At 74.4% G+C, this 24,779-nt stretch carries 16 protein-coding genes and 1 pseudogene; 13 read left to right on the top strand and 4 right to left on the bottom strand.

The features are described 5' to 3' along the window. Positions 1-45: 45 nt before the first annotated feature. Genes AB0C78_RS01535 through fxsT form a run of 3 tightly spaced genes read left to right on the top strand, consistent with a single transcriptional unit; the run spans position 46 to position 6,692 of the window. The gene (locus tag AB0C78_RS01535) at positions 46-1,515 is read left to right on the top strand and encodes a hypothetical protein (protein WP_360740529.1); all 1,470 of its coding nucleotides are present in this window, start codon (positions 46-48) and stop codon (positions 1,513-1,515) included. 15 nt (positions 1,516-1,530) lie between these two features. Beyond that, positions 1,531-2,550, top strand: a complete 1,020-nt coding sequence (locus AB0C78_RS01530) for an AAA family ATPase (RefSeq protein ID WP_360740527.1) — start codon at positions 1,531-1,533, stop codon at positions 2,548-2,550. Next, positions 2,547-6,692 (top strand): FxSxx-COOH system tetratricopeptide repeat protein, encoded by a 4,146-nt coding sequence (fxsT, locus tag AB0C78_RS01525; RefSeq protein WP_360740525.1) that lies wholly within the window; start codon positions 2,547-2,549, stop codon positions 6,690-6,692. Before AB0C78_RS01530 ends, fxsT begins: the two co-directional genes overlap by 4 nt. A gap of 22 nt (positions 6,693-6,714) precedes the next feature. Here the strand turns inward: fxsT and AB0C78_RS01520 are convergent, their stop codons facing one another. Then, positions 6,715-7,935, bottom strand: a complete 1,221-nt coding sequence (locus AB0C78_RS01520) for an FxsB family cyclophane-forming radical SAM/SPASM peptide maturase (RefSeq protein ID WP_360740523.1) — start codon at positions 7,933-7,935, stop codon at positions 6,715-6,717. A 12-nt stretch (positions 7,936-7,947) separates the two neighbouring features. Further along, the gene (locus tag AB0C78_RS01515) at positions 7,948-8,154 is read right to left on the bottom strand and encodes a hypothetical protein (RefSeq protein WP_360740521.1); all 207 of its coding nucleotides are present in this window, start codon (positions 8,152-8,154) and stop codon (positions 7,948-7,950) included. Positions 8,155-8,367: 213 nt separating this feature from the next. On the opposite strand from AB0C78_RS01515, the gene AB0C78_RS01510 reads away from it, so the two are divergent. Then, positions 8,368-9,375 carry a hypothetical protein gene (locus AB0C78_RS01510; RefSeq protein ID WP_360740519.1) on the top strand — a complete coding sequence of 336 codons (1,008 nt, stop codon included), beginning with the start codon at positions 8,368-8,370 and terminating at the stop codon, positions 9,373-9,375. Positions 9,376-9,377: 2 nt separating this feature from the next. Here the strand turns inward: AB0C78_RS01510 and AB0C78_RS01505 are convergent, their stop codons facing one another. Beyond that, complete coding sequence (locus AB0C78_RS01505; RefSeq protein WP_360740517.1) at positions 9,378-9,821, bottom strand: nuclear transport factor 2 family protein; 444 nt, start codon at positions 9,819-9,821, stop codon at positions 9,378-9,380. 31 nt (positions 9,822-9,852) lie between these two features. Further along, the gene (locus AB0C78_RS01500) at positions 9,853-10,728 is read right to left on the bottom strand and encodes a TIGR03619 family F420-dependent LLM class oxidoreductase (RefSeq protein ID WP_360740515.1); all 876 of its coding nucleotides are present in this window, start codon (positions 10,726-10,728) and stop codon (positions 9,853-9,855) included. 147 nt (positions 10,729-10,875) lie between these two features. Between AB0C78_RS01500 and AB0C78_RS01495 the strand changes: the two genes are divergently transcribed. The 9 genes and pseudogenes from AB0C78_RS01495 to AB0C78_RS01455 form a co-directional block, all read left to right on the top strand. After that, on the top strand, positions 10,876-11,745 hold the full coding sequence (locus AB0C78_RS01495) for an SDR family NAD(P)-dependent oxidoreductase (protein WP_360740513.1): 870 nt from the start codon (positions 10,876-10,878) through the stop codon (positions 11,743-11,745). Positions 11,746-11,817: 72 nt separating this feature from the next. Then, positions 11,818-12,747: an EI24 domain-containing protein gene (locus AB0C78_RS01490; RefSeq protein ID WP_360740511.1), complete on the top strand. Its 930-nt coding sequence runs from the start codon at positions 11,818-11,820 to the stop codon at positions 12,745-12,747. A gap of 74 nt (positions 12,748-12,821) precedes the next feature. Next, positions 12,822-14,345: a hypothetical protein gene (locus AB0C78_RS01485; protein ID WP_360740509.1), complete on the top strand. Its 1,524-nt coding sequence runs from the start codon at positions 12,822-12,824 to the stop codon at positions 14,343-14,345. A gap of 65 nt (positions 14,346-14,410) precedes the next feature. Further along, the gene (locus AB0C78_RS01480) at positions 14,411-16,561 is read left to right on the top strand and encodes an acyl-CoA dehydrogenase (RefSeq protein WP_360740507.1); all 2,151 of its coding nucleotides are present in this window, start codon (positions 14,411-14,413) and stop codon (positions 16,559-16,561) included. 81 nt (positions 16,562-16,642) lie between these two features. After that, positions 16,643-18,346, top strand: coding sequence for a hypothetical protein (locus AB0C78_RS01475; RefSeq protein WP_360740505.1), 1,704 nt, complete (start codon positions 16,643-16,645; stop codon positions 18,344-18,346). After that, positions 18,346-18,477 carry a hypothetical protein gene (locus AB0C78_RS01470; protein WP_264159724.1) on the top strand — a complete coding sequence of 44 codons (132 nt, stop codon included), beginning with the start codon at positions 18,346-18,348 and terminating at the stop codon, positions 18,475-18,477. Before AB0C78_RS01475 ends, AB0C78_RS01470 begins: the two co-directional genes overlap by 1 nt. Positions 18,478-18,490: 13 nt before the next feature. Next, positions 18,491-19,315, top strand: a complete 825-nt coding sequence (locus AB0C78_RS01465; RefSeq protein ID WP_360740503.1) for a glycosyltransferase — start codon at positions 18,491-18,493, stop codon at positions 19,313-19,315. Between the two features lie 8 nt (positions 19,316-19,323). After that, entirely contained in the window at positions 19,324-20,646 is a 1,323-nt protein-coding gene (locus AB0C78_RS01460) for a glycosyltransferase family 4 protein (protein ID WP_360740501.1), read from the top strand. Positions 20,647-20,693: 47 nt separating this feature from the next. Further along, a pseudogene (locus tag AB0C78_RS01455) lies at positions 20,694-22,799 on the top strand (alpha-(1->3)-arabinofuranosyltransferase family protein); the annotation flags it as partial. Between the last annotated feature and the right edge of the window lie 1,980 nt (positions 22,800-24,779).

Raw genomic sequence — 24,779 nt, 5'->3', positions numbered from 1 at the left:
ACGGCAGGCGTTCTTTTCGGCACCGTTCGGTCGGAGGCGGAGCGTTTGGTCACGTCGCTGCACGTCGATGATCAGCATCGGCTCGTCGAGGCGATCCTGCGGATCGACGGGATGAGGGCCAGGCGGGCGCGCGAGGTGCTTCTGGCGGCCCTGGAGCGCGATCTCGGACACCGGCTCCCCTTCGAGCACCACGACCAGGACCGGCTCGACGTGTGGGCGCTGGTCGACGTCCTGCTGAATTATCCGGGGGCCGCGCAGGCGCTAGTGCGGAATCTGGAGCGGTTCTACAAGAACAGCCTTTCCGTCGCGGCGTTGCGCGACCTCGTCCGCGAGCTGATCCCCGAACCGTGGCTCGGGCAGGAGGCGCGGCGGGAACTGCACCAGCTGATGACCTCCTTGGAGCGCTTCGACACGGGGCTGACCCATCTCGGCCGGTTCCCCGTGCTTTACCGGCGGGCCGTCGGGCCCGCGTGGCCGCTGCTGGACCGGGAGATGCGCGACCTCCACGACGTCGTCGCGCTGCTCGAGGAGATCCCCGCCGGGCCCGACGGGGTGCCGCCGCTGTTGATCTTCGCCGACGACCTGGCCCGGTCCGCGGCGCCGCCGGCGGCGCCCGCCATCCGGGACTGGGTGCGCCGGCAGGCGGTGGTCCAGGGCGTGGACGCCGCTCTCTATCGGCGGCAGAACGCCGAGGTCGAGGCGCGGGCGCGGCCCGAGCCGTCCGAGACGTACCTGATCATCGCGTGCACGCCGGACGCGCTGGAGCCGGACCGGTACCTGGTCACGGCGTGGCTGCAGGTCGACCGCGAACCCGGCAGCACTCTGCAGTGCAGCGACGAGGCGCTGCCGCTCAGCCGGATCCCCGAGCTGCTGGAGCGGCTGCTCACCGCGGAGACCTCGGTGCTCGACCGGCCCACCCCCGACCTCACCGTCGAGTTCGTGCTGCCGCGCCGGCTGCTCGACCACCCCGTCGAGGACTCCAAGATCAAGATCGCGGGGTTCGAGCACCGCATCGGGATCAAGTACCCGGTGGTGGTGCGCAGCCTCGACCGGATGCGGCTCGCCGCCGTCCACCAGGACTGGCGGCACAAGTGGTCGATGCTGCGCGGCAGCCCGGCGGACGCGCCCGTCTGCCTGGTCACGCGGCGCGGCGAGTACGACCAGGAGGAGCTGTTCTCCAAGCTGTCGGACCCGGCCGTCCTCGCGCTGGCGTTCCCGCCGTGGGCGGCGGCCGACGAGCCGGACGAGCACTGGGTCGGGCTGCTGTCGGGAACCCCGGTGATCGCCTGGTGCCGGGACGGCCGCGACCCCGCCCGGTTCGCGCGGGAGGTCAAGGACCTGCTCGCCGCCGATCTGATGAGGCTGCCCCGGCGGACGATGGACCTGCGCCGGCAGGCGCTGTCCGCCGGAGCCGAGGAGGCCGGGACGGGCCACCTCGGGCTCCACCTGACGCTGGTGTTCGACGACGCCGACCGCATCCCCGAGCCGTACGTCCGGCTCCGACCCCCCGCATAGCACCGGAAGGCCGCCATGACGACAGAACCGGAATCCAGCGACCCGATCGGGGACTGGCGCATCTACCGCGGTGACGGCCTGCCGCACGAGCGCGTCCGGCGGTTGCCTCCGCCGCCGCCGTGGCGCCGGTTCAGCCCCGAGGAGGCGGTGCAGGGGCGCGGGCGGCGGGAGCAGCAGGCCGTCTCCTACCGGCCCGACGAGTCGGTGGTCGACAAGGTGAACGCGGCGGTCCTGCTGCGGCGGCCGCTGCTGGTGACGGGCAAGCCGGGGTCGGGGAAGTCGACGCTCGCCTACAACGTCGCCTATGAGCTCGGTCTTGGCTCGGTCCTGTACTGGTCGATCACCAGCAACACCACGCTGGAGACCGGCCTCTACCACTACGACGCGATCGGCCGCCTCCACGAGACGAGCCTGCGCGGCGTGGGCGGGCGGGCGGACACCGCCGAGCCGCCCGACATCGGCCGCTACATCCGGCTCGGCCCGCTCGGCACCGCGCTGCTGCCCGGCGACCGGCCCCGCGTCCTGCTCATCGACGAGCTCGACAAGAGCAACATCGACCTGCCGAACGACCTGCTCAACGTGTTCGAGGAGGGCCGGTTCACCATCCCGGAGCTGCAGCGGCTGCCCGAGGAGCAGGCGCGGATCCACGTGATGACCGAGGACGGCGGCCCGCGGGTGCCGGTCGAGCACGGCGAGGTGCGGTGCACCAGCTTCCCGATCGTGTTCATCACGAGCAACGGCGAGCGCGAGTTCCCGCCCGCGTTCCTGCGCCGGTGCGTCCGGCTGGTGATCGACCCGCCCAGCCGGGACCGGCTCGCCGAGATCATCGAGGCGCATCTCGGCCCGGCGGCCCGCGCGGGCAGCGAGGAGCTCATCGAGAAGTTCCTCGCCCGCCGCGCCGACGGCGCCCTCGCCACCGACCAGCTCCTCAACGCCGTCTACCTCGCGACGTCGGGCAGCAGGCCGCCGGACGGCAAGCTGGACGAGATCCTCGACGCGGTGCTCCGCCCGATCGAGATGCCCGGCGCGGGATGATCCGCCGGCTCGTCGAGGCGCTGCAGGGGCTCGACCCGCAGCCGACGGCGGAGGAGATCGCGGACGCGCTGTGGCTCGCCGACTGGTTCCGGACGCACGAGGGCCCGGCCCATCACGTCCCGGCCGGTGCCGCCGGCCCTGACGGCCGCCCCGCAGACCCGCCGCCGTCGCCGCGTCCCGCGGAACCGTCCGCGCCGCCCGGACCGGAGCCTCCACCGCCGCGCCCCGCGGAGGCGGGCCTGTACATGGCGGGGCAGGAGGTGCCGGCCGCGTCGTTCCCCGTCCGGATGCCCGCGATGCCCGCCATCTCCCGGACGCTGCCGCTGGCGCGGGCACTGCGCCCGCTGCGCGCGACCGTCCCGTCGCTGACCCGCGAGATCCTCAACGAGACCGCGACCGCGCAGCGGATCGCCGAGACGGGCGTGTGCGAGCCCGTCATGGTCCCGGCGCGGGACCGCCGGCACGACCTCGCCCTCGTCGCGGACGTCGGGCCGTCCATGGTCGTGTGGCGGCAGACCATCGAGGAACTGCGCGCGCTACTGCAGCAGCTCGGCGCGTTCCGCGACCTGCGGACCTGGTACCTCGACACGGGCGGCGAGCGGCTGTCGCTGCGCACCGGGTCCGCGTTCGGCGTCGGCGCCGACCGCAACCCGGACGAGCTGGTCGACCCGACGCGCCGCCGCGTCATCCTCGTCGTCAGCGACTGCATCGGCGCGGCGTGGCGGGACGGCCGGGCCGCGGCGATGCTCGGCCGCTGGGGCCGGACGGGGACCGTCGCGATCGCCCAGCCGCTGCCGCAGCGGCTCTGGTGGCGGACCCCCGCGGCCATCGAGCCGGTGCGGTTCGGGGCGTCCGGACCTGCGCTGCCGAACGAGCGGCTCACCGTGACCCGGGCGCCGCTCCAGCCGCCGGACGGCCGGCCGCTCGGCGTCCCGATCCCGGTCGTGGAGCTGAACGAACGGTGGCTGCGGTCGTGGGCGAACATGGTCGCGCACGGCGGCCGCGACATCATGGGCGCGGCGCTGTTCACCGGCCGTCCCGTGGCCGACGCGCCGCCCGCCGACGACGAGGCGATGTCGGCGGAGATGCGCGTCAAGCAGTTCCGGGCCTCGTCGTCTCCGGCGGCGTTCAAGCTCGCCACCTACCTCGCGGCGGCGCCGCTGCGGCTGCCCGTCATGCGCCTCGTCCAGCAGGCGATGCTGCCGTCGTCCTCGTCCTCCGTCCTCGCCGAGGTGTTCCTCAGCGGGCTGCTGCGGATGGTCGGCCGCCCGGCGGACGGCGGCGAGGAGGAGATCGCCTACGAGTTCCACGACGGCGTCCGGGAGATCCTGCTGCAGGGGATGCGCAGGCGTGAGGTCCAGCAGGTGCTGCGGGCCGTGTGGGACGTCGTCCGCGAGCGGATCGGCTCGTCGCTCGACTTCCCGGCGCTGCTGGCGGCGGTCGGCCGCGGCGACGTGCGGCTCCCGCCCGACCTGCCGTTCGCGCAGGTCGCGGCCCAGGCGCTGGCCGGTCTCGGCGGGCAGTACCGCGAGGTGGCGAGGCAGCTGGCGACCGGTTCGGTGTCCGGCGCGCCCGACGCGTCCGGCCCGTCCGGTGATGATCTGGTGGACGTGATCCGGGCCACCGGGAGGCCGGAAGGCCACACGCCCGCGCCGGTGCTCCGCAGCGGGCTGCCCGCCCGCAACCCCGACTTCACTGGACGGGACCGGCTCCTCACCGCGGTACGGGCAGCACTGCGCGACGGGATGGCGGCGCTGCTGCCGGAGTCGGAGTTCGGCATGGGCGGGGAGGGCAAGTCCAACCTCGCGGTCGAGTACGCCTACCGCCACGCCGGCGACTACGACCTGGTGTGGTGGGTCCCGGCTGAGCAGACGACGTCCGCCCGCGCCGCCCTCGCCGTGCTGGCGCGCCAGCTCGGCATGCCGATGAGCGACGACATCAAGGACACCGTGGACGGCGTCCTGCGCGCGCTCCGCGACGGTAGGCCCTACGGCCGCTGGCTGCTCATCTACGACAATGCGCAGGATCCGGACCAGGTCGTCCCGCTGACCCCGCTCTCCGTCGACGCCGGCGGATCCGGTCTGGGGCCGGGGCGCCACGTTCTGGTGACGTCCCGCGACCGCGGCTGGGAACGGCACGCGTCGGTCGTCGACGTCGGCGTCTTCGAGCGGAGCGAGAGCATCGCCCTGCTCCGCCGCCGGGTCCCGCGCCTGTCGGAGGCCGAGGCCGACCTGCTGTCGGAACGCGTCGGGGACCTTCCGCTCGCCGTCGGTCAGGCGGCCGCCTGGCAGGTCGTCACCGGCGGCACCGTCGAGGAGTACCTCCGGCTGTTCGACCGCCGCCTCACCGAGTTCAGCGGTGACGGCGTGTCCGACGAGCTCCCCGGCCCGCTGGCGGCGGGTGTGAGCCTCAACCTCGACCTTCTCCGCGAGGAGAACCCGGTCGCCGGCCAGTTGCTGGAGCTGTGGGCCGTCTTCGATCCGGAACCCGTGCCCTGCGGGCTGCTGACCGCGGGACGGTCGGCAGACCTCCCCGTCGAGCTGACCGCCCTGCTCGCCGACGAGGCCGCGCTGCGCGGCGCGATGCGCGACATCTCCCGCTTCTCCCTCGCCCGTTTCGCGGAGGAACCGGGCAGCCTCCAGGTGCACCGGCTGGTCCGGGCGATCCTCGACGACCGGCTCGGCGAGGACGGCCGGCGCCGCGTCCGGGCCTGCGTCCACGCGATCCTCAAGGAGGCGACCCCGGCCGACCAGCCCGAGGTGGAGTCGACCTGGGAGCGCCGCTCCGAGATCACCCCGCACGTCATCCCGTCGGGGGTGTTCGAGGCGGACGATCCGCAGATCCGCTACGTGGGCATCGACCAGGCCAAGTTCCTCTACCAGTCCGGCGAGTACGAGGGCAGCCGGCGGCTGGCGGAGATCGCGCTGGACCGGTGGCGCGACCGGTACGGCCCCGACGACGACGACGTCCTGGACATCTCCCGCGTCCTGGCGAACGCCCTGCGCGGCCTCGGCGACAACCGGGCCGCCGCCGACCTCAGCGAGGACAACCTCGCCCGGACGCGCCGCAAGTTCGGCGCCGACAACTTCCAGACCCTGTTCGCCGCCAACGGGTTCGGTGCGGACCTGCGGTTCCTCGGCGAGTTCCGCAGGGCCTACGAGATCGATCTCGACGCCTGGCGGCGACGGCGCCGGATCCACGGGGACGCCGACACCGCCACCCGGCTCGCGGCCAGCAACCTCGCCATCGACCTGCGGATCCTGGGCGAGTTCCAGCAGGCGTACGACCTCGATCTGGAAGTCTGGGGCGGCGAGGACCAGGCCTACCGGCAGCGCTTCCGCGCCACCCACAACCTCGCCCGGAACCTCCACGCGCTCGGAAGGTACGCAGAGGCGCACCGGCTCCAGGCGGAAAGCCTGGACAACCTGAGGCCCGTCCTCGCGCCGGGCCATGCGCACGTCCTGCAGGCGAAGATGAGCCATGCGGGGACACTGCGGAAGCTCGGGCGGACCGAGGAGGCGCACCGGCTGGCCACCGAGACGTTCGCCGCTCATGTCCGCCGGTTCGGCGAGGAGCATCCGAACACGCTCGCGAGCCGGGTCTGCCTGGCGCTCGCCACCAGTGCGATCGGGCGCCCGGAGGAGGCGCTGCCGATCATCGACCGGGCGCTGGACGGCTACCGCCGGGTGATGGGGGACGGGCACCCGTTCGTCCAGGTCTGCGCCATCGACCGCGGTGTGGTACTCCGGCGGCTCGCGGAGGTGTACGCGGCCCAGGAGACCGATCAGTCGGCCCTGGCGGACCTCGAAGGCGGCGTCCTCGGCCCGGACCACTACTACGCGTTCTGCGCCACGGTCGGCCTGGCGAACGACTACTACCTGCTCGGCGAGCTGGACGCCGCGGCCCGGTTGCTGGCGGACGTCCGGGAGAAGATGATCGGCTGTCTCGGTGAGCGGCATCCCTACTCGCTCGCCGTCGAGCTGAACCTGGCGCGGGCGCGCGCCGCCATGGGGGAGGGCGACGACGTCTCCGGTCCCGTGCTGGCCTCGCTGAGGCAGGCACTGGGCGCGGATCATCCCGAGGTGCGTGCGGCCGAACGCGGTGAGCCGCTCGAATGCGACATCGAGCCGACCGCCCTGTGAGCCCCCGGGTCAGACCGCCCGGTCAGCGGCCCGGCGCGGCCGTTGCGAGGGCCAGATCGTGCTGGACGGTGCGTCCGATGTGGCTGATCAGCGCCATCAGGTCGGGGCAGTACACCGACGGGTTGAGGTAACCGTCCCCCTCGCGGTACCGGTGCGCGTACGCGCCGCCGCCGCAGATGTCGCGCACCGCGCACGTCCCGCATGTCGGCGACAGCGCGGCGGCTCCGATCTGGCGGGCGACGACGCCCGGATGCCACAGCGCCTCGTCGAAGCCGTTCCCGAACACGGTCAGACCGGTCTCCGGTGCCCCGGCGTACGAGGTCTTCAACGTGTCGACCTGCTGCATCGTCCCGTCGGTGTCGACGACGAGCATGGCGACGGGGGACAGGCCGATGTTCTCGCTGCGGCTCTGCCCGCCGAGCAGCAGGTTGATGATCTCCTCGAACAGCCGGACGCCCGTCTCCTTGCGGGGCGCGTGATACCAGCGGTCGAAGATCGGAATGAGCCAGTCCGCGTAGGGGGTCCCTTCGCCGTCGGCCGGACGGCGCGGCGGCGGAGCGCTCCAGGTTCCGTGCGGCAGGAGGAAGTCGATGCGCGGCGGACGCGTCTCGATGAGGGCCTCGTACGTCCGGATCGGATCGTTGTCGAGGTCGACCGTGCAGAGCAGGCCCCGGTAGAGCCGCCGGTACGGGCCGGCGAGCCGGTGCAGCCCCCGCATCACGTCGGCGTGGCTTCCCCGCCCGTCGGCGCGGCGCCGGTGCCGGTCGTGTCCCGCGCGGTCGCCGTCGAGGCTGACGGCCACGCCCACATCGTTGTCGTCGAGCATCGCGAGCATCGTGTCGGACAGCAGCACGCCGTTCGTCTGCATGGTCACTTCGAGGTCGCACGACGCCGGCAGCGCGGCGCGGAACCTCTCCACGGCCGCCGCGATGACCGCCCTTCCCGCGAGCAGCGGCTCGCCTCCGTGCAGGACGACCGACACTGCGGGGAGCGCGTGCTCGCGGACGTGCTCGCCGAGCCGCGCCGCGGTCTTCGCGATGACGTCCGCCGCCATCGCGCGCGGGCGCGTCCGCCACGTCTGGTCCGTGCTCTCGTAGACGTAGCAGTAGTCGCAGGCCAGGTTGCAGCGGCCGTGGATCTTGAGCACGACCTCGGAGAAGGGGACGGGCCGCCATCCGGCGCCCGCGAGGGCCGCGACGTCCAGGCCGTCAGACGGCCATTCGGGGGAATCCGCCGCGGACATCAGAGGCGATCGTCACAGGAGGCGGTTGTCGAATCCGGCGGAGACGCGGGCGGCCTCGCGACGCTCGGTGCCCGCGCGGCGGACGGCCTCGCCGAAGACGGTGCCCTCGGCCGCGGCGGAGCGGGCGAGGGCGTCGAGGGCGTCGCGTTCGGGGCGGACCCAGGCGAAGGCAATCGCGCCATCGACGGACTGCGAAGTGCTGCCATGAGTACCCGGCACGGCCGTCTCCCCCTCGTGGTCCCGCGATATCGGAAAGGTGTCGCGCTCCCTCTGTGGGCTCAGGGGCACCAGCCTAGTCCGCGACGAGACGATCATAGAGCCGGGTGGCCGCGCAGGGCGGTGATCGGGACAAGACGCGCCGGTGATTTTCGCGGTGGTCTTGCCGGTGGCGCGGGCGGTCGAGGACGCTGAGGGGGGTGGAAGGGAGGGCGCGTGGGGGATGCGGCGCGGACGGGGGGATGGCGGCCCGGGGGGTTGTGCTCGTTCCTGGTGTGCGACATCGCCGGGTTCAGCTCCGCGGAGCGGGACGATCCGGTGCGGGTGCGGGTGCGGAAGGCGATGTACGAGGGCCTCGACCGGAGCCTGGCGGACGGGGCCGGGGTGCGGCTGGACGACTGCTACCACGAGGACCGCGGCGACGGGGTGATGGTCGTCCTTCCGGCGGAGGTCGGGACGGAGCGGCTGCTGACGACGGTGGTCGACCGGCTGCGCGCGGAGGTGCGGCACCACAACCGGGCGGCGAGCGAGTCCGCGCAGATGCGGTTGCGGGTGGCCGTCAACGTGGGGGAGGCCGTGGCGGACGGGCACGGCGTGGTGGGGGCGGAGCTGACGCACGCGTTCCGGTTGCTGGACGCCGCGCCGCTGAAGGAGGCGGTGGCCGCCGCGGAGACGGCGATCGCGGTGATCGTGTCGCGGCGGGTGTACGAGGACGTGGTGCGGCATGGCCGGGGGCTCGTCGATCCGGGGGACTACTACCCGGTCGAGGTCGAGGTGAAGGAGACCGAGGGCGGGGCCTGGATCATGGTGCCGGGGGTGCGGCCCGCCCCGGCGGCGAGCACGGGGCCGCTCGCGTTGCGGGAGGACGGCCTGAGCGACCGGGAAGAGGACGACCCGGGTGACGACCGGGTGTTCGTGCCGCCTGCGGAGGTTCCGGTGCCGGTGCTGTTCCAGATGGTGGACGACCTGATGGACATCCCGCAGATGCGGAACGAGCGGGGCCGCGAGCGGCTGGTCGGGGCGCTGTCGCCGGCCATCGCGGGCGTCATCCCGCGGGCGCCGGAGGCGAAGGCGGACCTGTTCGCGATCCTGCAGACGTGCCTGGACTACCCGGGCGGCCTGCAGCAGTTCCTGCAGGCCGTCCGGGGGTTCGTGGGCGAGTCGATGGCGGTGCGGCGGCTGGAGCGGACGACCGCGCGGCTGCTGCTGCCGCCGGGGGACTGAGGTCAGGTCGCGGGCCTGGTGACGGTGGCCATGGCGCGGTCGGGTTCCCAGTGGGCGCGCAGCGAGGTGATGAGGCCCGCGTCGTCGACGGTGTAGATGAGGACGCAGTCGATGGACATGGTGGAGCCGTCGCCCATGGTGGTGGTGATGGTGGCGACGTTGGCGCAGCAGGGCCCGTTGGCGAACGAGTCCTTGATCTCGAAGCGGAACCCGCTGATGGTGGCGATGAAGGAGTCCCAGAAGGCGGAGATGCCGTCGGGGCCGCGGTGGCCCTCGCCGGAGGGGTCGAGGAAGGACGGGCCGACGGGGTCCTCGACGAGGGCGCCGGGGGCGAACAGGGCCAGCCACTCGTCCCGGCGGCCGGCGCCGACCGCGGTCATGGAGGCGCGGGCGGCCCGGCGGGCGGGGTGGTCGGCGTCGGGGGCGTGCCAGATGAGGGCGTCCATGACCGAACTGTAACGTGTTCTCGTTTTGCGGTCAGCCGTTCACCTTCGCGATGACGGTCTCGGCGAACCGCTCGAGGGCCGCGATCTTCTTGTCCAGCGGCTGGGTGTCGGGGCCCTTGATGTAGGGCATCCGGAAGCCGACGATCACGTCGGTGACGCCCTTGTCCTCCAGCCGCTTCACGCCGTCCGGGGTGTAGGCGTCGGGGGAGATGACGTGCACCTCGAACGGCTCGCCGGCCTTGCCCTCGGCCTCGCGGATGCGGGTGAGGCGGGCGAGCAGGTCGTCGAGGTCGTCGGGGCCGCCGCCGTGCATCCAGCCGTCGCCGCGGACGGCGGCGCGCCGCAGCGCGGGCTCGCTGTGCCCGCCGACCAGGATCGGGATCGGCTCGGCCGGCGCCGGCGTCATCTTGATCGCCGGGATGTCGAAGAACTCGCCGTGGAACTCGAAGTAGCCGCCGCCGGCGAGGCCGCGGACGATGTCGATGGCCTCGTCCATGCGCTTGCCGCGCCGCTCCCACGGCACGCCCATGACCTGGAAGTCCTCGCGCCACGGGCTGACGCCGACGCCGAGGCCGAGGCGCCCGCCGGTGAGGCAGGCGATCGAGGTGGCCTGCTTGGCGACGAGCACCGGCGGCCGGACGGGCAGCTTGAGGACGAACGGGGTGAACCGCAGGGTGCTCGTCACCGCGCCCATCGCGGCGATCAGCGTGAACGTCTCGATGAAGGCCTTGTCCTCGAGGAACTCGCGGTTCCCGTCGGCGGTGTAGGGGTAGGTCGAGTCGGACTCGCGCGGGTAGGCGAGCGAGTCGGCGACCGACATGCTCGTGTAGCCGGCGGCCTCGGCGGCCCGGGCCAGCGGCAGGTAGAACGACGGGTCGGTCATCGCCTCGGCGTAGGTGAACCTCATGCCGACCGATAGTAGAACCGGTTTCAGTTCGGGGCCAGGGGGCGTCCCGGTGGGCGGGTCGCCCGCGCCGGGCCCCGCATCACGGCTTGTGCAAGAAATCACATTCCCCCCTTGCTCGCGCGTCCGGCGCGGTGGTTCGGTGGGGGGATGAGGGACGAGATCGCGATCGTGACCGGGGGGACGTCCGGGATCGGTAAGGAGATCGCGCGCGGGCTGGCGCGCGCCGGGTTCCTCGTCGGGATCGTGGCCCGCAGCGAGATGCGGGCGGAGGCGGCGGTGGACGAGCTGGCCCGGGACGTGCCGGGCGCGCGGATCGAGACGTTCTTCGCCGACCTGTCCGCGCAGCAGGACGTGCGGCGCGTCGCGGCGTCCCTGGAGGAGCGGTTCGACCGGCTGGACGTGCTCGTCAACAACGCGGGCGCGCACCTGATGCGGGCGAAGGAGAGCGCGGACGGGTTCGACCGGATGGTCGCGACGAACCACCTGGGCCCGTTCCTGCTGACGAACCTGCTGCTCGGGCCGTTGAAGAAGGGCGCGCCGTCGCGGATCGTCGTGGTCGCGTCCGAGGCGCACCGGTTCGCCGGCCGGCTGGACGTCGACCGGATGGCGGAGCCGGGCAACTACCGGGCGGCCGGGTCCCTGCGGGTGTACGGGCGGTCGAAGCTGATGAACATCCTGTTCGCGCAGGAGCTGGCGCGGCGGCTCGACGGCACCGGCGTGACGGTGAACGCGATGTGCCCGGGGTTCGTCGCGACGTCCCTCGCCCGCGACCTGCCGGGCAGCGCGCGGATCGGCGGGCTGCTGTCGCACACGCCCGTGATGCGGACGCCGGAGCAGGGCGCGCGGATGGCGCTGAAGCTCGCGCTGGACGAGGAGTACGAGGGGCGCACCGGCGGCTTCTACAGCTCGACGCCGGGCGCGGGGCTGATCCCGGAGGCGGGCCCGCTGAAGGACGAGGTGCTCCGCCGCGCGGTGTGGGACAAGTCGGCCCGGCTCGTGGGGCTGCCGGTCCGCTGAGACCGCGCTGCGCAGGGCGTGCTTCGCCGCAACGCTTGGGCGCTCCGGGGCGAGGCTCTAGGCTCTGAGCGCGTGAGCCACCCCCCGAATCAGCCCGCGCCGTGGAACCCGCAGCCGGGCCCGCCCGGCCCGCCGGCCGCGCCCGGCCCGTCCGCGCCCGGACATCCGCCGCCGCCCGCCGCGCCCGCGCCGGGCCCGGCCGCCGCCAGGCCGTCGGCGTTCAAGGACCTGTTCAACGGCGTCGGGTACCTGCTGCGCGGCATCGGCTGGACGGCGCGCAACCCCGCGCAGTGGCTGTTCGGCCTGATCCCGGCGCTGATCGTGCTGGCCGCCTACGCGGCGGGGCTGGTGACGCTGGCCTTCTACCTGGACGACCTCGCGGGCTGGGTGACGCCGTTCGCGGACGGCTGGTCCGAGGCGGCGCGGGCGACGGCGCGCGTCGTCGCCGGCATCGCGATCTACGGCGCGGCGGTGTTCCTCGCCGTCCTGACGTTCACGGCCGTGACGCTGCTGGTCGGCGACCCCTTCTACGAGGCGATCGCGGTGCGGGTCGAGGAGTCGCAGGGCGGCGCGCCGCCGGAGCCGGACGTCCCGCTGCTGGTGCAGATCGGGCGGGCGCTGAAGGACGCGCTGATCCTCGGGCTGGTGGCGCTGCTGTTCGCGGTGGTGTTCTTCGCCGCCGGGTTCCTGCCGGTGGTGGGGCAGACGGTGGTGCCGGTGATCGCGGCCCTGGTGTCCGGGTACTACCTGGCGGGGGAGCTGACGTCGATCGCGCTGGAGCGCCGCGGGCTGCTGCGCAAGGAGCGGTTCGCGCGGCTGAAGGCGAACCGGGCGCTGGCCGTCGGGTTCGGCGCCGCGACGTTTGTGGTCTTTCTCATCCCGCTCGGCGCGGTGTTCGCGATGCCGGGCGCCGTGGCGGGCGCGACCCTGCTGGCCAGGGAGCGGCTCGCGGACGGTCCGGCGGTCACCGGCGGTGATCCCGGCGTCGCGGGCCGGAACTGAGGCGATAGGAAGATGTGTCCTCAGCGTGATGACCCGCGGAACGAAATGAATGATCTTCGCGTACCGTGTTCCGCATGTCCGATCAGGGGGAGCGCGGTGTGCGCTGGACCGACATGAGCGAGAGCGACGAGGCCGGCCGGCCGCCGGCGCCCGACGCGGGGCGCTCGACCGGCCCGCAGGTGGTCTCCTCCGAGCCGAAGGTGCCGGAGGTCTTCATGCCCGCGCCGCACGGCCGCACGGATTTCTCCGACGGCGGCGACGAGCAGGCGCACGACATCTGGGGCAAGGTCGAAAGCCGGCCCGGCGCGGGCGCGCCGGAGGGCGAAGCCGCGCAGGAGCGGGAGCCCGCTTCCACGCAGGAGGCCGCGTACGAGCAGGAGCCCGCGTCCGCGCGGGAGGCCGCTTCGGCGCGGGAGGCCGCGTACGAGCAGGAACCCGCGTACGAGCAGCAGGGCGCGGCCGGGCAGGGGCCCGCGACCTGGGAGGAGCCGGCCCGCGAGGAGCGGCCCGGCCCGTGGGGACGGCCCGAGGCCGAGGAAGAGCCCGCCTGGGAGGAGCCGGCCGCCGAGCGCGAGCCCGGCGCCCTGCCGGACGCCGACGACGTGCGGGTCGCGCCCGTCCCCGCGGAGGGGCAGGAGCCGCCCGGCTGGGAGGGCTCGCTGTTCGAGGACGGCCCCGGCGGGGCCCCCGCGGACGAGACGCCCGCGGTGCAGGTCGGGCTCGCGGGCCCGGCGAAGGCCGGCAAGCCGAGCAGCGGCAACTGGCAGATGCCGGACTGGATGGCCGACGAGGCCGCCGCGGACGCCAAGCTCGGCGGTTCGCCCGGGTCGTCCGGCGACGCGTTCGACGAGGGCGGCGGCCGGTCCCGGCTGGTGCTGATCGGCGGCGTGGGCCTGCTGGTGGTGGCGCTCCTCGCGGCAGGCGGCGTCTACTACATGACGCACCGGACCGATGACGCGCCGGCGGACACGCCCGTCAAGACGGGCCCGACGGGCGCCGCGGCGGAGCCCGACGAGCCGCAGGTGACGGTCCCCGCGGACAAGACGCTGAAGCGGTTCCCGGGCAAGGCGAGCAAGGTCCTCGGGCGGCTGACGGACGCGGCGTCCGGGCTGTCGTACCCGCGCCTCGCACCGCCGTGGCAGCTGCCGACGAAGAAGAACAAGCTGAGCACGCCGGGCTGGTCGGGGCAGCAGATCGTGGTCACCGAGCGGCACGGGCAGCAGCTCTGGTACGGCCAGCTGCTCACGGGCGTGCTGCCGCCGACGCTGCTGGGCGCGTACAAGGGGCCGGGGAGCGTCAAGAAGACGACCGCGCTGGCGGAGCAGGGCTACCTGTCGCAGTACTACGCGTTCCCGCACAAGTCGGCGCCGCTGGCGTCGCAGCCGCTGAACGTGGACGGGCACAAGGGCTGGCTGATCGCCTCGTACCTGACCTACAAGCGGGCCGGGGTGCGGGCGACCGGGGAGATCGTCGCGACCGCGGTGATCGACACCGGGCGCAAGACGCCGGCGGCGGTGTTCGCGTCGCTGCCGAACACGCACCGGAAGATGTGGCCGGACCTCAACGAGTTCCTCGCGCAGCTGAAGGTCGCGGCCTGACCCCCCTTAAGTACCGAATGCCGTTCTAATAGGCTGGCTCCGATCCCCGACGGAGAGGTGCAGTCATGGCGATCGGGCTGACGGAGGAGCACGAGGCGCTCGCGGCGTCGGTGCGCGGGTTCGCCGAGCGGAACGTCCCGCCGGAGACGGCGCGCAAGGCCGATACCGGGTTCTGGCCCGCGCTCGCGGCGCAGGGCCTGCTCGGGCTGCACCTGCCCGAGGAGGCCGGCGGCCAGGGGTACGGGCTGCTGGAGCAGGCCGTCGCGCTGGAGGAGCTCGGCCGGGCCGTCGCGCCCGGCGCGTACACCCCGACCGTCCTGGCCTCGGCGATCCTGCACGCCGCGGGCGCCGGCGGCGACCTGCTCGCCGGTCTCGCGGACGGTTCGCGCAAGGCGGCGGTCGGCCTCTCCGGCGGCCTGGACGTCGACGGGAACACGGTGTCCGGGACGGTCCAGCCGGTCCTGGGCGCGCCGCTCGCCGACGTGTTCCTGCTGCCCGCCGGCGACCGCTGGGTGATCGCCGAACGGGGCGAGGTCACGGTCGGGGACCTGGAGTCGCTCGACATCACCCGTCCGGTCGGCTCGGTGACGGCCGACGGCCTGGACGTCCCGGACGGCCGTTTCCTCGACGCGCCCGGCGCCCGCGCCCTCGCCGTCGTCCTGCTCGGGGCGGAGGCGTGCGGCGTCGCGGGCCGCGCGCTCGACGACGCCGTCTCCTACGCCAAGCTCCGCGAGCAGTTCGGGCGTCCGATCGGCCAGTTCCAGGGCATCAAGCACAAGTGCTCCCGGATGCTCATCGCGCTAGAGCGCGCGCGGGCGGCCGTCTGGGACGCGGCGCGGTCGTTCGGCGACGAGCCCGAGCAGCGTGCCTACGCGGTCGGAGTGGCGGGAGCGCTCGCCGCCGACGCCGCCGTCCTGTGCGCCGAGGGCAACATCCAGGTCCACGGCGGCATCGGCTACACCTACGAGCACGACGCGCACCTCTACTACCGGCGCGCCCTCACCCTGCGCGCGCTCCTCGGAAGGGCGAGCGCGTACCGCGCGGACGTGGCGGCGCTGGCGGTCGGCGGCGTCCGCCGCCCCATGAGCATCGAGCTCGGCGAGGACGCGGCGCCGCTGCGCGACGAGATCCGCGGCCGCGTCGCCGAGATGGCCGCGATGGACCCGCTCGCGCAGCGCGCCGCGATGGCGGAGGGCGGCTGGGTGACGCCGCACCTGCCGAAGCCGTGGGGCCGCGACGCCGGGCCGCTGGAGCAGATCGTCATCCAGCAGGAGCTGAAGGCCGCGAAGGTGAAGCCGGTGCCGCTGATGATCGCGGCGTGGGTCGTCCCGTCGCTGGTCCAGTACGGCACCCCGGAGCAGCAGGAGCGGTTCCTGCCGCCGACGCTGCGCGGCGAGATCATCTGGTGCCAGCTGTTCTCCGAGCCGGGCGCGGGCTCCGACCTCGCCGGGCTGCGCACCCGCGCGGAGCGGGTCGAGGGCGGCTGGCGGATCAGCGGGCAGAAGATTTGGACGTCCCTGGCCCGCGACGCGCAGTGGGGCGTCTGCGTCGCCCGCACCGACCCGGACCGGCCCAAGCACGACGGCATCACCTACTTCATCGTGGACATGGCGTCCGACGGCATCGACGTCCGGCCGCTGCGCGAGTGCACCGGCGACGCGGTGTTCAACGAGGTGTTCCTGGACGGCGTGTTCGTCCCGGACGACCGGGTCGTCGGGCCGGTCAACGAGGGCTGGCGCGTCGCCCGCAACACCCTCGCCAACGAGCGCGTCGGGCTGACCAGCTCGTTCCAGCTCGGCGGGGACGTCCCGAAGCTGCTGAGCCTCGCCGCCGGGCTGGGCCTGGACGGCGACCCGGTCGTCCGCGACGGCATCGGCCGGCTCGCCTGCGACGAGCACGCGTTCAACCTGCTCGGCCTGCGCGCCACGCTCAAGCAGCTGTCGGGCACCGACCCGGGCGCGACGGCGAACGTCCGGAAGCTGGTCGCGATGGAGCACGGGCAGCAGGTGACCGAGTTCGGGTTCACGCTGCTCGGCGAGGAGGGCGCGCTGACCGGCGGCTGGAAGGACGATCTGCGCCCGCGCTGGACCCGCTACCTGCTGGCGTCCCGCGCGATGTCGATCGGCGGCGGCACCACCGAGGTCAACCTCAACGTCATCGGCGAGCGCATCCTCGGCCTCCCCCGCGACCCCGACCCCACCGCTCGCGCGCGTTGAGTCGCGGCGAGGCGTCGTCATGGCGGCGTCCATGACGGCGGCTCGCCGCGAGTGAACGGAGTTCGGGTAGCGTCCAGGCCGATGGGGGAGCGGACGCGGCAGGTGGTGGCCGCCTTGACCGGGCTGGGGCTCGGGCTCGCGGCACTCGGGCCGGGGCTCAGGCCCGGGTTCGTGCTGTCCTACGACATGGTGTTCACGCCCGATCCGGCGTTCACGCCGATGACGTTCGGGCTGACCGGGACGGTCCCGCGGCAGGTGCCGAGCGACGCGTTCGTGACGGCGCTGGCCACGGTGATCCCGGCCGGCGCGGTGCAGAAGCTGCTCCTGCTCGCGATCTTCGTGATGGCGTGCATGTCGGCGGCGTCGCTGGTGCCGTCGCAACGGCTGCTGCCGCGCTTGGCCGCCGGGGTCTGCTACGCCTGGAACCCGTTCGTCGCCGAGCGGCTCCTGCTCGGCCAGTGGGCGCTGCTGCTCGGGTACGCGGCGCTGCCGTGGGTGGTCGCGTCGGCGGCCCGCACGACGGAGAAGGGCGGGACGCGCCGTCTCGTCCGCGCGCTGATCCCGGCGGCGATCGGCGGGTTCGCCGCGCTGACCGTGTCCGGGCTGGCGGCGCTGGTCGTCGCGCTGGTGTCGGCACGGCTGCGCGGCGCGGTGCGGGTCGCGGGGGTCGTGGCCGCGTTGAGCCTGCCGTGGCTGGTGCCGGGGGCGCTGCGTCCGGCGGGCGTGCCGGGGAACGGGACGGCGGTCGACGTCTTCGCGGCGCGGGCCGACACCCCGTTCGGCGTGCTCGGCAGCCTCCTGACGCTCGGCGGCATCTGGAACGGCGAGACGGTGCCGCGCGGCTACGGGACGCCGGTCCTGGCCGCGTTCTGGCTGGCCGTCGTCCTCGGCTCTCTCTTCGCGTACTGGAAATGGTGCCGGGAGCCGGAGTGGCGCCGCGGCGCCGCCGTCGCCGCGGCCGCCGGGTTCGTCCTGGCGGCGCTCGGAGCGGTGGCCGCGCCGGTGCTGCGGGGCGCGGTCGGGCTGTGGTCCGGGTTCGCCGTGCTGCGGGACGGCCAGCAGTACGTCGCGCCGCTGGCCGTCGTGGTCGCGGTGGGCCTCGGCGTCGCCGCCGACCGGGCGATCACCGCGCGGTACGCGATGGTCGCGGTCGGCGCGGTCGTGGCGCCCGTCCTGCTGCTGCCGACGCTGGCGTGGGGTGCGGCGGGCGACCTGCGCGCCGTCCACTACCCCGCGGACTGGGCGCGCGCGCGGAAGATCATCGCCGCCGACTCGGCGCCCGGGGACGTGCTCGTGCTGCCGTGGGCGCTGTACCGCAGCTACCCCTGGAACCACGGACGGCGCGTCCTCGACCCGCTGCCCCGCTACCTGAACCGGCGGGTCGTGGTGAACGACGCGCTGATCGTCGGCCGGACGACCATCGCCGCCGAGGACCCGCGGGCGCTCGCCCTCGCCCCGGCCGCCGCGCACCCCGACGCGGCCACGCTCCGTGACCAGGGCGTCCGGTACGTCGTCGTCGACGCGGAGACCGGCAAGTACCGGCCCACCGGTGCGGTACCCGTGCTCACCGGCGCTGACCTGGCCGTTTACCGGATCGACGGCGCCGCGCCGCCGCGCGAGGACCGCGTCCCGGCGGCGCCGGTGATCGTTGCCTGGATCGCGGCGAGTGTGGTGGTTTTCTGGTCATTCCTGGCCTCAGGCACTACTCTGGGGCTTCCGTTACTCGGGAGTATCCGTAGCCGCAGCCCCGACCGCCTCCCTCACCACAGTCGAAGGGCCCCCTGATGCGCATCGCCATCGCCGCACTCGTCGGCGTCCTCCTCGCCGCCGGAGCCTCGTTCGGCGTCGTGCAGCTCGCGAACTCCTCGCAGAAGGACCCGGTCATCAAGCCGATGTACAACTACGGCGCCCCCTGACCCGCGTGACCTGATGGGGAACCGGCGTCCCGGTCCCGCCCTGCTCGAGGTCGTCGTGCCCGCCCGCAACGAGGCCGGCCGGCTGCCCGCCGGGCTGGACCTGCTGAGCGACAGGCTCGCCGCGCTGCCGGCGCGCGCCGAGGTGATCGTGGTCGACAACGCCAGCACGGACGCGACGGCGGAGATCGTCCGCTCCTGGCGCGGGCCCGTCCCGGTGCGGCTGCTGACCTGCGACCGGCCCGGCAAGGGCGCCGCCGTCCGCACCGGCCTGCTCGCCACCCGCGCCCCCTACATCGGGTTCATGGACGCCGACATGGCCACCGACCTCGCCGCTCTCGACGACGCGCTCGTCCTGCTCCGCGAGGGCCGGACCGTGGTCGTCGGGTCGCGGCGGCACGAGGCGTCCGTCGTCGAGGGGTACGCGCTGCCGGTCCGCCGGCTCGGCGCGATCACGTTCAACCGGATCGTCCGCGACCTGGTCGGCGGCATCCAGGACACCCAGTGCGGGTTCAAGTTCTTCGCCGGGCCGCTCGGCCGCGCCGCCGCGCGCGACCTGCGCACCACCGGGTTCTCGTTCGACGTCGAGCTGCTCGCGCACTGCGTGCGGCGCGGCGCGCCCGTCACCGCGATCCCGGTCGTGTGGCGCGACCGCCCCGGGTCGACGTTCTCGGTGCGCCGGCACTCGCTGCAGTGCCTGATCGACCTCGCCCGGATCCGGGCCCGCGTCACGGGCCCGCTGGTCCCCGCCCCGGCGCCGGCGTCCGAGCCCGTCCTCGGCCCGCTGCCCGCCCTGCCGGACCGGGGCCTGCCGTCCGCGTCGAGCGCCGGGCAAGGATGAGCGGACCCTTGAGGCTGGCGGTCGTGAACTGGCGCGATCCCTGGCATCCGGCCGCCGGGGGCGCGGAGCGGTACGCGTGGGAGATCGCCCGGCGGACGGCGGAACGCGGCGCCCGCGTGCACTACGTGACGTCCCGGGCGCCCGGGCAGCCCCGCCGCGACCGGGTCGACGGCGTCGACTTCGTCCGGCTCGGCGGGCGGTTCACCGTGTACCCGCTCGTCCTGCTGTGGCTGCTGCGGCGCCGGTTCCGGCGCGGCGGCCGCTTCGACGCGGTGATCGACTGCCAGAACGGCATCCCGTTCTTCACGCCCTGGGCGCTGCCGCGCCGCGTCCCGGTGTTCTGCGTGATCCACCACGTGCACGACGCCCAGTTCGGCGTCCACTTCCCGCCGTGGATGGCGTGGGTCGGGCGGGTGCTCGAAGGGCCCGTGAGCCGCTGGACGTACCGGCGGCACGCGTACGTGGTCGTGTCACCGTCCACGCTGCGCGCGGTGCGGGAGCGGCTGGCCTGGAAGGGCCCGGTGTACGTCGTGCCGAACGGCTCCGACGAACCGCCGGACGTCCACGGCGCCGTCGCCACCGGGCACCCGCAGCTGGCCTGCGTGACCCGGCTCGTCCCGCACAAGCGGCTCGGCCTGCTCCTCGACCTGGCCCGCGGCCTCGCCGACCGGCATCCGGGGCTCCGCCTCCACATCATCGGGTCGGGCCCGGAGGCGGACGCGCTCGCCGCCGGGATCGAGGAGCGCGGCCTGCACGGCGTCGCGGTCGCGCACGGCTACGTGACCGAGCACGTCAAGGCCGCCCTGGTCGCCACCGCCGACCTGCACCTCAGCACCTCGCAGGGCGAGGGCTGGGGGCTCAGCGTGATCGAGGCCGCCGCGCTCGGCGTCCCGTCCGTCGCGTTCGACGTGGACGGGCTGCGCGACGCCGTCCGCGACCGCGTCACCGGCTGGCTCGTCGGGCCGGACGACGAGCCAGCCGAGGTGGTCGAACGCGCGCTCAAGGAGCTGGCCGAGCCGGGCCGCCGCGACGAGATCGCCGCGCGCTGCCGGGCGTGGGCCGCCGAGTTCGACTGGGCGCGGACCGCCGCCCGGATGGCGGATCTGGTCGAGGCGGCCGTGCGGGCCGGGTCGTCGTCCACCGCCGATGACCGGGCACAGGTCGTGCACCGGTACGGTGACGTCCACCTGCGCGTGGTCGAGGGGCCGGTGCGCGACGAGCTGCTCGCCGGGCCCGGCGAGGTCCGCGAGGTCCGCGAGGCGACCACCGTCGAGCGGCTGCTCGGCCGGCCCCGCTCCACCGGCGAGGCCGCCCGCGGCGACCTCGAGTAGGCCGCGCCGGGAACGTCGTCGGAGGGGTGGCAGCAGAAGGGGCGAGCATGGCAGTCGGAGAGGCGAGCCCGCCGCGCGCCGGCGCGCCGCGCCCGCCCGCCCCCGGTCCGCGCCCGCCGGACGGCCCGGACGCCGCCGGCCGGCTGCGCGAGCGGCTCCGCGTCGCGGCCTGCTGCCTGGCGCTGACCGCGCTGGCGTTCGGCACCCGGCCCGGCCTCATCCTCGCCGACACCAAGATCGACATGGCGGTGAACCCGCTCGGGTTCCTCGGCCGCGCGCTGCACCTGTGGGACGCCGAGCAGTTCGGCCAGCTGCAGAACCAGGCGGTCGGCTACCTGTTCCCGATGGGCCCGTTCTACGCGCTCGGCCACGTGATCGGGATGCCGCCGTGGATCACCCAGCGGTTCTGGACGTCGCTGCTGCTGTGCCTGGCGTTCGCCGGGACGTGGAAGCTGGCGAACCGGCTCGGGATCGGCGGGCCGGGGAGCCGGCTGATCGCGGCGATGGCGTACGCACTGGCGCCGAACGCCCTCGCGACCCTCGGCCAGATCTCCTCGGAGTACATGCCGGTCGCGATGCTGCCGTGGATCGTGCTGCCGCTGGTCACCGCCGCGTCCGGCGAGGGCGGCCGGGTGCGGGCGGCGGCCCGGTCCGGGCTCGCGGTCGCCTGCTGCGGCGGCATCAACGCGACCGCCACCGTCGCGGTGCTGATCGTCCCGCTGGTGTACGTGCTCACGCGGCCGCGCGGGTCGTTCCGGATCCGGCTGCTGGCGTGGTGGTCGGCGGCGACCGGCGCGGCGATGGCATGGTGGCTGGTCCCGTTGCTGCTCACCGGCACGTACGGGTTCTCGTGGCTGACCTACACCGAGAAGGCCGCCACGACGACCGCGCCGACCGGCCTGATCAACGTGTTCCGGGGCGCCGAGCGCTGGGTGAACTACCTGATCGTCGACGGGCGGATCTGGTGGCCGGTCGGGCACAGCCTGTCGACCGGGGCGCTGCCGGTCGTCTGCACCGGGCTGATCGCCGCGCTCGGGCTGGCCGGGCTGCTCGGCCGGCTGCTGCCGGAACGGACGTTCCTGCTGGTCACGCTGCTGGCCGGGGTCGCGATCATCACGGTGGGCCACCTCAGCGACCTGCCCGGGCCGTTCGCCGCGCAGGCCCGCGACCTGCTGGACGGCCCGCTCGCGCCGCTGCGCAACCTGCACAAGTTCGACGCCGTGGTCCGGCTGCCGCTCGCGCTCGGGCTCGCGCACCTGCTCGTCGTGGCCGTCCGCAAGCCGGCGCGCGCGCGGGTCAGCGGCCTGGCCGCCGAGCGCCGTCCCGTCCTCGGCGGCGCGCTGCGGGCCGTGCTGAGCGTCCCCGCCGTCGCGCTCGTCGCCCTCGCCGGGATCGGCGTCACGGCCGTGTCGAACGGGCTGACCGGGCCCGGCTCCTTCCCCCAGGTCCCGAAGTACTGGCGGGACGCGGCGTCGTGGATCAACGCGCGGGCCGGGCAGCAGGGCGTCGTGGCGCTGCCCGGCGCGCCGTTCGGCGAGTACCTGTGGGGCCGGCCGATGGACGACATCGTCCAGCCGCTGCTCACCGCCCGGTGGGGCGTCCGGCAGCTCGTCCCGGCCGGGTCGCCCGGGTACACGCGGGCGCTGGACGCGATCGACCTGCAGGTTCGCTCCGGGCAGGGCTCGCCGGGCCTCGCCGCGTTCCTCGGCCGGATGGGCGTGCGGTACCTGCTCGTCCGCAACGACCTGAGCCGCGAGACGCTGCGCGGCGCCTGGCCCGCCCGGCTGCACCAGGCGCTCGCCGACTCGCCCGGCATCCGCCGCGCCGCCTCGTTCGGCGCGCCCGTCGGCGGCGACCTGGTGGACGACGCCGTCTCCGCCACCGACCAGCGGTACCCCGCGCTGGAGGTCTACGAGGTCTCCGGCGCCGACGACGTCGCGAACCTGTCGGACGCGTCCGGCGCCCTCCGCGTGTACGGCGGGCCGGAGTCGCTGCTGGCGATGGCCGACGACCGGGCGCTGCCGTCCGGGCCCGTCCTGCTCGACGACGACGCCCCCGACCTCGGAGGCGAACCCGTCGTGACCGACTCGCCACGGCTGCTGAAGCGCAACTACGGGGAGCTGCACCAGACCTCGCCGACCTTGACGCAGGCGCACAGAGGCCAGGCCACCGACGTCCTCGACAAGGGCTGGAACCGGTACACCACCCACGTGGTCTACGGCGGCGGGGTCCGGGACGTCACGGCGTCGTCGTCGGCGGCGGCCGACGACGCCATCCCGCAGTCCCGCAAGCCGGGTGCGGAGCCGTACGCCGCGCTGGACGGCGACCCGTTCACCTCCTGGCAGACCGGCGGGTGGAACGGGCCGGTCGGGCAGTGGCTGCGGATCGACTTCGACCAGCCCCGCGACGTCCGCAACCTGACCGCCGTGTTCGACCAGGACTCCACGCTCGGCCCGGCGGTCGCGCGGGTCGCGGTCCAGACCGAGAGCGGCACCGTGGAGCAGGACGTCCAGCGGACCTCCGCCGCGCAGCCGCTGCGCGCCCCGGAGGGGACGAGCCGCTGGCTGAAGCTGCGGATCACCGGCCTCGCGACGAAGCCGGCGGTGCCCGCCTTCGCCCGCGCCGGGGTGTCGGAGCTGAGCATCGGCGGCGTCCACCCGACCCGCACGTACACGCTGCCGGCGCCGTCCGGGGTCAAGGGCCAGGCCACCTACGTGATGAGCCGGGCGCCCGGCGGCACGTCCGAATGCATGCAGGGCAGTGCCCGCTGGGTGTGCTCGCCGAGCCTCGCGAGCGGGGACGAGGAGGGCGACGGCTTCGACCGCGCCTACACCTCCGCCGTGGCCGGGAAGTCGCCGCTCACCGGCACCGCCGTCCTCACCGACGAGCGGCTGATCGCCCAGTACACCGCCGTGACCGGGCAGCCCCTCGTCACCGCCACCTCCGTCCAGTCCGACCATCCCGCCGACCAGGCGCGGTCGGCGTTCGACGGCGACCCGTCCACCACCTGGATCGCCGCCGACCGGGACGAGACGCCCGCCCTGTCCGTCCAGTGGAAGGGCCGCAAGCGGCTGTCGAAGCTCACCCTCAGCCGGCCGCCCGGCGCGTCCGGCCCGGTCCGGGTCCGGGTCGAGGGGCGGAACGGCGAGTACCGCGAGGGCCTGTCCGACGGGCTCGGCCGGCTGTCGTTCGCGCCGATGACCACCGACCGGCTGACGATCACGTTCCTCAAGGACGACCGGGTCGGGCCGGTGCAGCTCACCGACCTGGTCATCCCCGGCGTCAGGCCGCTGCCGGACGTGTCGGGCGTCCCGCTGACGCTCGCCTGCGGATACGGGCCGAAGGTCCGGGTGGACGGGACGACCGTGCAGACCAAGGCCACCGGCACCTTCGGCGACCTGCTCGCCGGGCGGCCGCTGCGGTTCGCCGCCTGCCGGCAGGCGCCGCTGAAGGCCGGCCGCAACCACCTGACCTCGGTGCCGCTCGACGCCTACCGCATCGACACCGTCACCGTCGGCCCGCAGGCCGTCGCGAACGGCACCGGCACCGGCACCGGCACCGGAACTGGCGGCACGGACGCGGGCGCGCCGCAGCCGGTCAAGGTGCTGAGCTGGGGATCCAGCTCCCGCAAGCTGGAGGTCGACGCCGCGAAGACCTCGTTCCTCACCGTGAACGAGAACTTCAACAGCGGCTGGCGCGCCACCGCCGGCGGCACCGTGCTGCGCCCCGTCCGGCTCGACGGCTGGAAGCAGGGCTGGGTCGTCCCCGCCGGGACGAACGGCGCCGTCCAGCTCACCTACACCCCGGACCGGTCGCAGCGGATCGCCGTGGTCGCCGGGCTCAACCTGCTGCTCGTCCTGCTGCTGGTCGCCGTCTGGCCCGCCCGGGAGCGGCGCGGGCCGGGGCCGTCCGGCCGCGCCCTGGTCGCCGGGACCGGCTGGCCCGCCTGGGCCGCGATCGGTCTCGCCGCCGCGCTCGGCGGCTGGATCGCCGGGATCCCCGGCCTCGCCGTCACCGCCGCCGTCGCGGCCGTCTGCGGCTGGGCCAGGACCGGCCGCGCCTGGCCGCTGCGGGCCCTCGCGTCCCCCTGGACGGTCGTGCTCGCGATGGTCGCCGGGGCCGGCTGCCTCGCC

It is taken from the genome of Actinomadura sp. NPDC048394 (assembly GCF_040651755.1).
GTDB classification, from domain to species: Bacteria; Actinomycetota; Actinomycetes; order Streptosporangiales; family Streptosporangiaceae; genus Spirillospora; species Spirillospora montaniterrae.
This window is presented reverse-complemented; position numbering and strand designations above follow the sequence as displayed.

Excerpts from the sequence above, each read along its gene's own strand:
- AB0C78_RS01480 (WP_360740507.1), top strand. The coding sequence starts at position 14,411 with ATGGCGATCGGGCTGACGGAGGAGCACGAGGCGCTCGCGGCGTCGGTG.
- AB0C78_RS01495 (WP_360740513.1), top strand. The coding sequence starts at position 10,876 with ATGAGGGACGAGATCGCGATCGTGACCGGGGGGACGTCCGGGATCGGT.
- AB0C78_RS01530 (WP_360740527.1), top strand. The coding sequence starts at position 1,531 with ATGACGACAGAACCGGAATCCAGCGACCCGATCGGGGACTGGCGCATC.
- AB0C78_RS01485 (WP_360740509.1), top strand. The coding sequence starts at position 12,822 with ATGTCCGATCAGGGGGAGCGCGGTGTGCGCTGGACCGACATGAGCGAG.
- AB0C78_RS01465 (WP_360740503.1), top strand. The coding sequence starts at position 18,491 with ATGGGGAACCGGCGTCCCGGTCCCGCCCTGCTCGAGGTCGTCGTGCCC.
- AB0C78_RS01505 (WP_360740517.1), bottom strand. The coding sequence starts at position 9,821 with ATGGACGCCCTCATCTGGCACGCCCCCGACGCCGACCACCCCGCCCGC.
- AB0C78_RS01500 (WP_360740515.1), bottom strand. The coding sequence starts at position 10,728 with ATGAGGTTCACCTACGCCGAGGCGATGACCGACCCGTCGTTCTACCTG.
- AB0C78_RS01475 (WP_360740505.1), top strand. The coding sequence starts at position 16,643 with ATGGGGGAGCGGACGCGGCAGGTGGTGGCCGCCTTGACCGGGCTGGGG.
- AB0C78_RS01470 (WP_264159724.1), top strand. The coding sequence starts at position 18,346 with ATGCGCATCGCCATCGCCGCACTCGTCGGCGTCCTCCTCGCCGCCGGA.
- AB0C78_RS01520 (WP_360740523.1), bottom strand. The coding sequence starts at position 7,935 with ATGTCCGCGGCGGATTCCCCCGAATGGCCGTCTGACGGCCTGGACGTC.
- fxsT (WP_360740525.1), top strand. The coding sequence starts at position 2,547 with ATGATCCGCCGGCTCGTCGAGGCGCTGCAGGGGCTCGACCCGCAGCCG.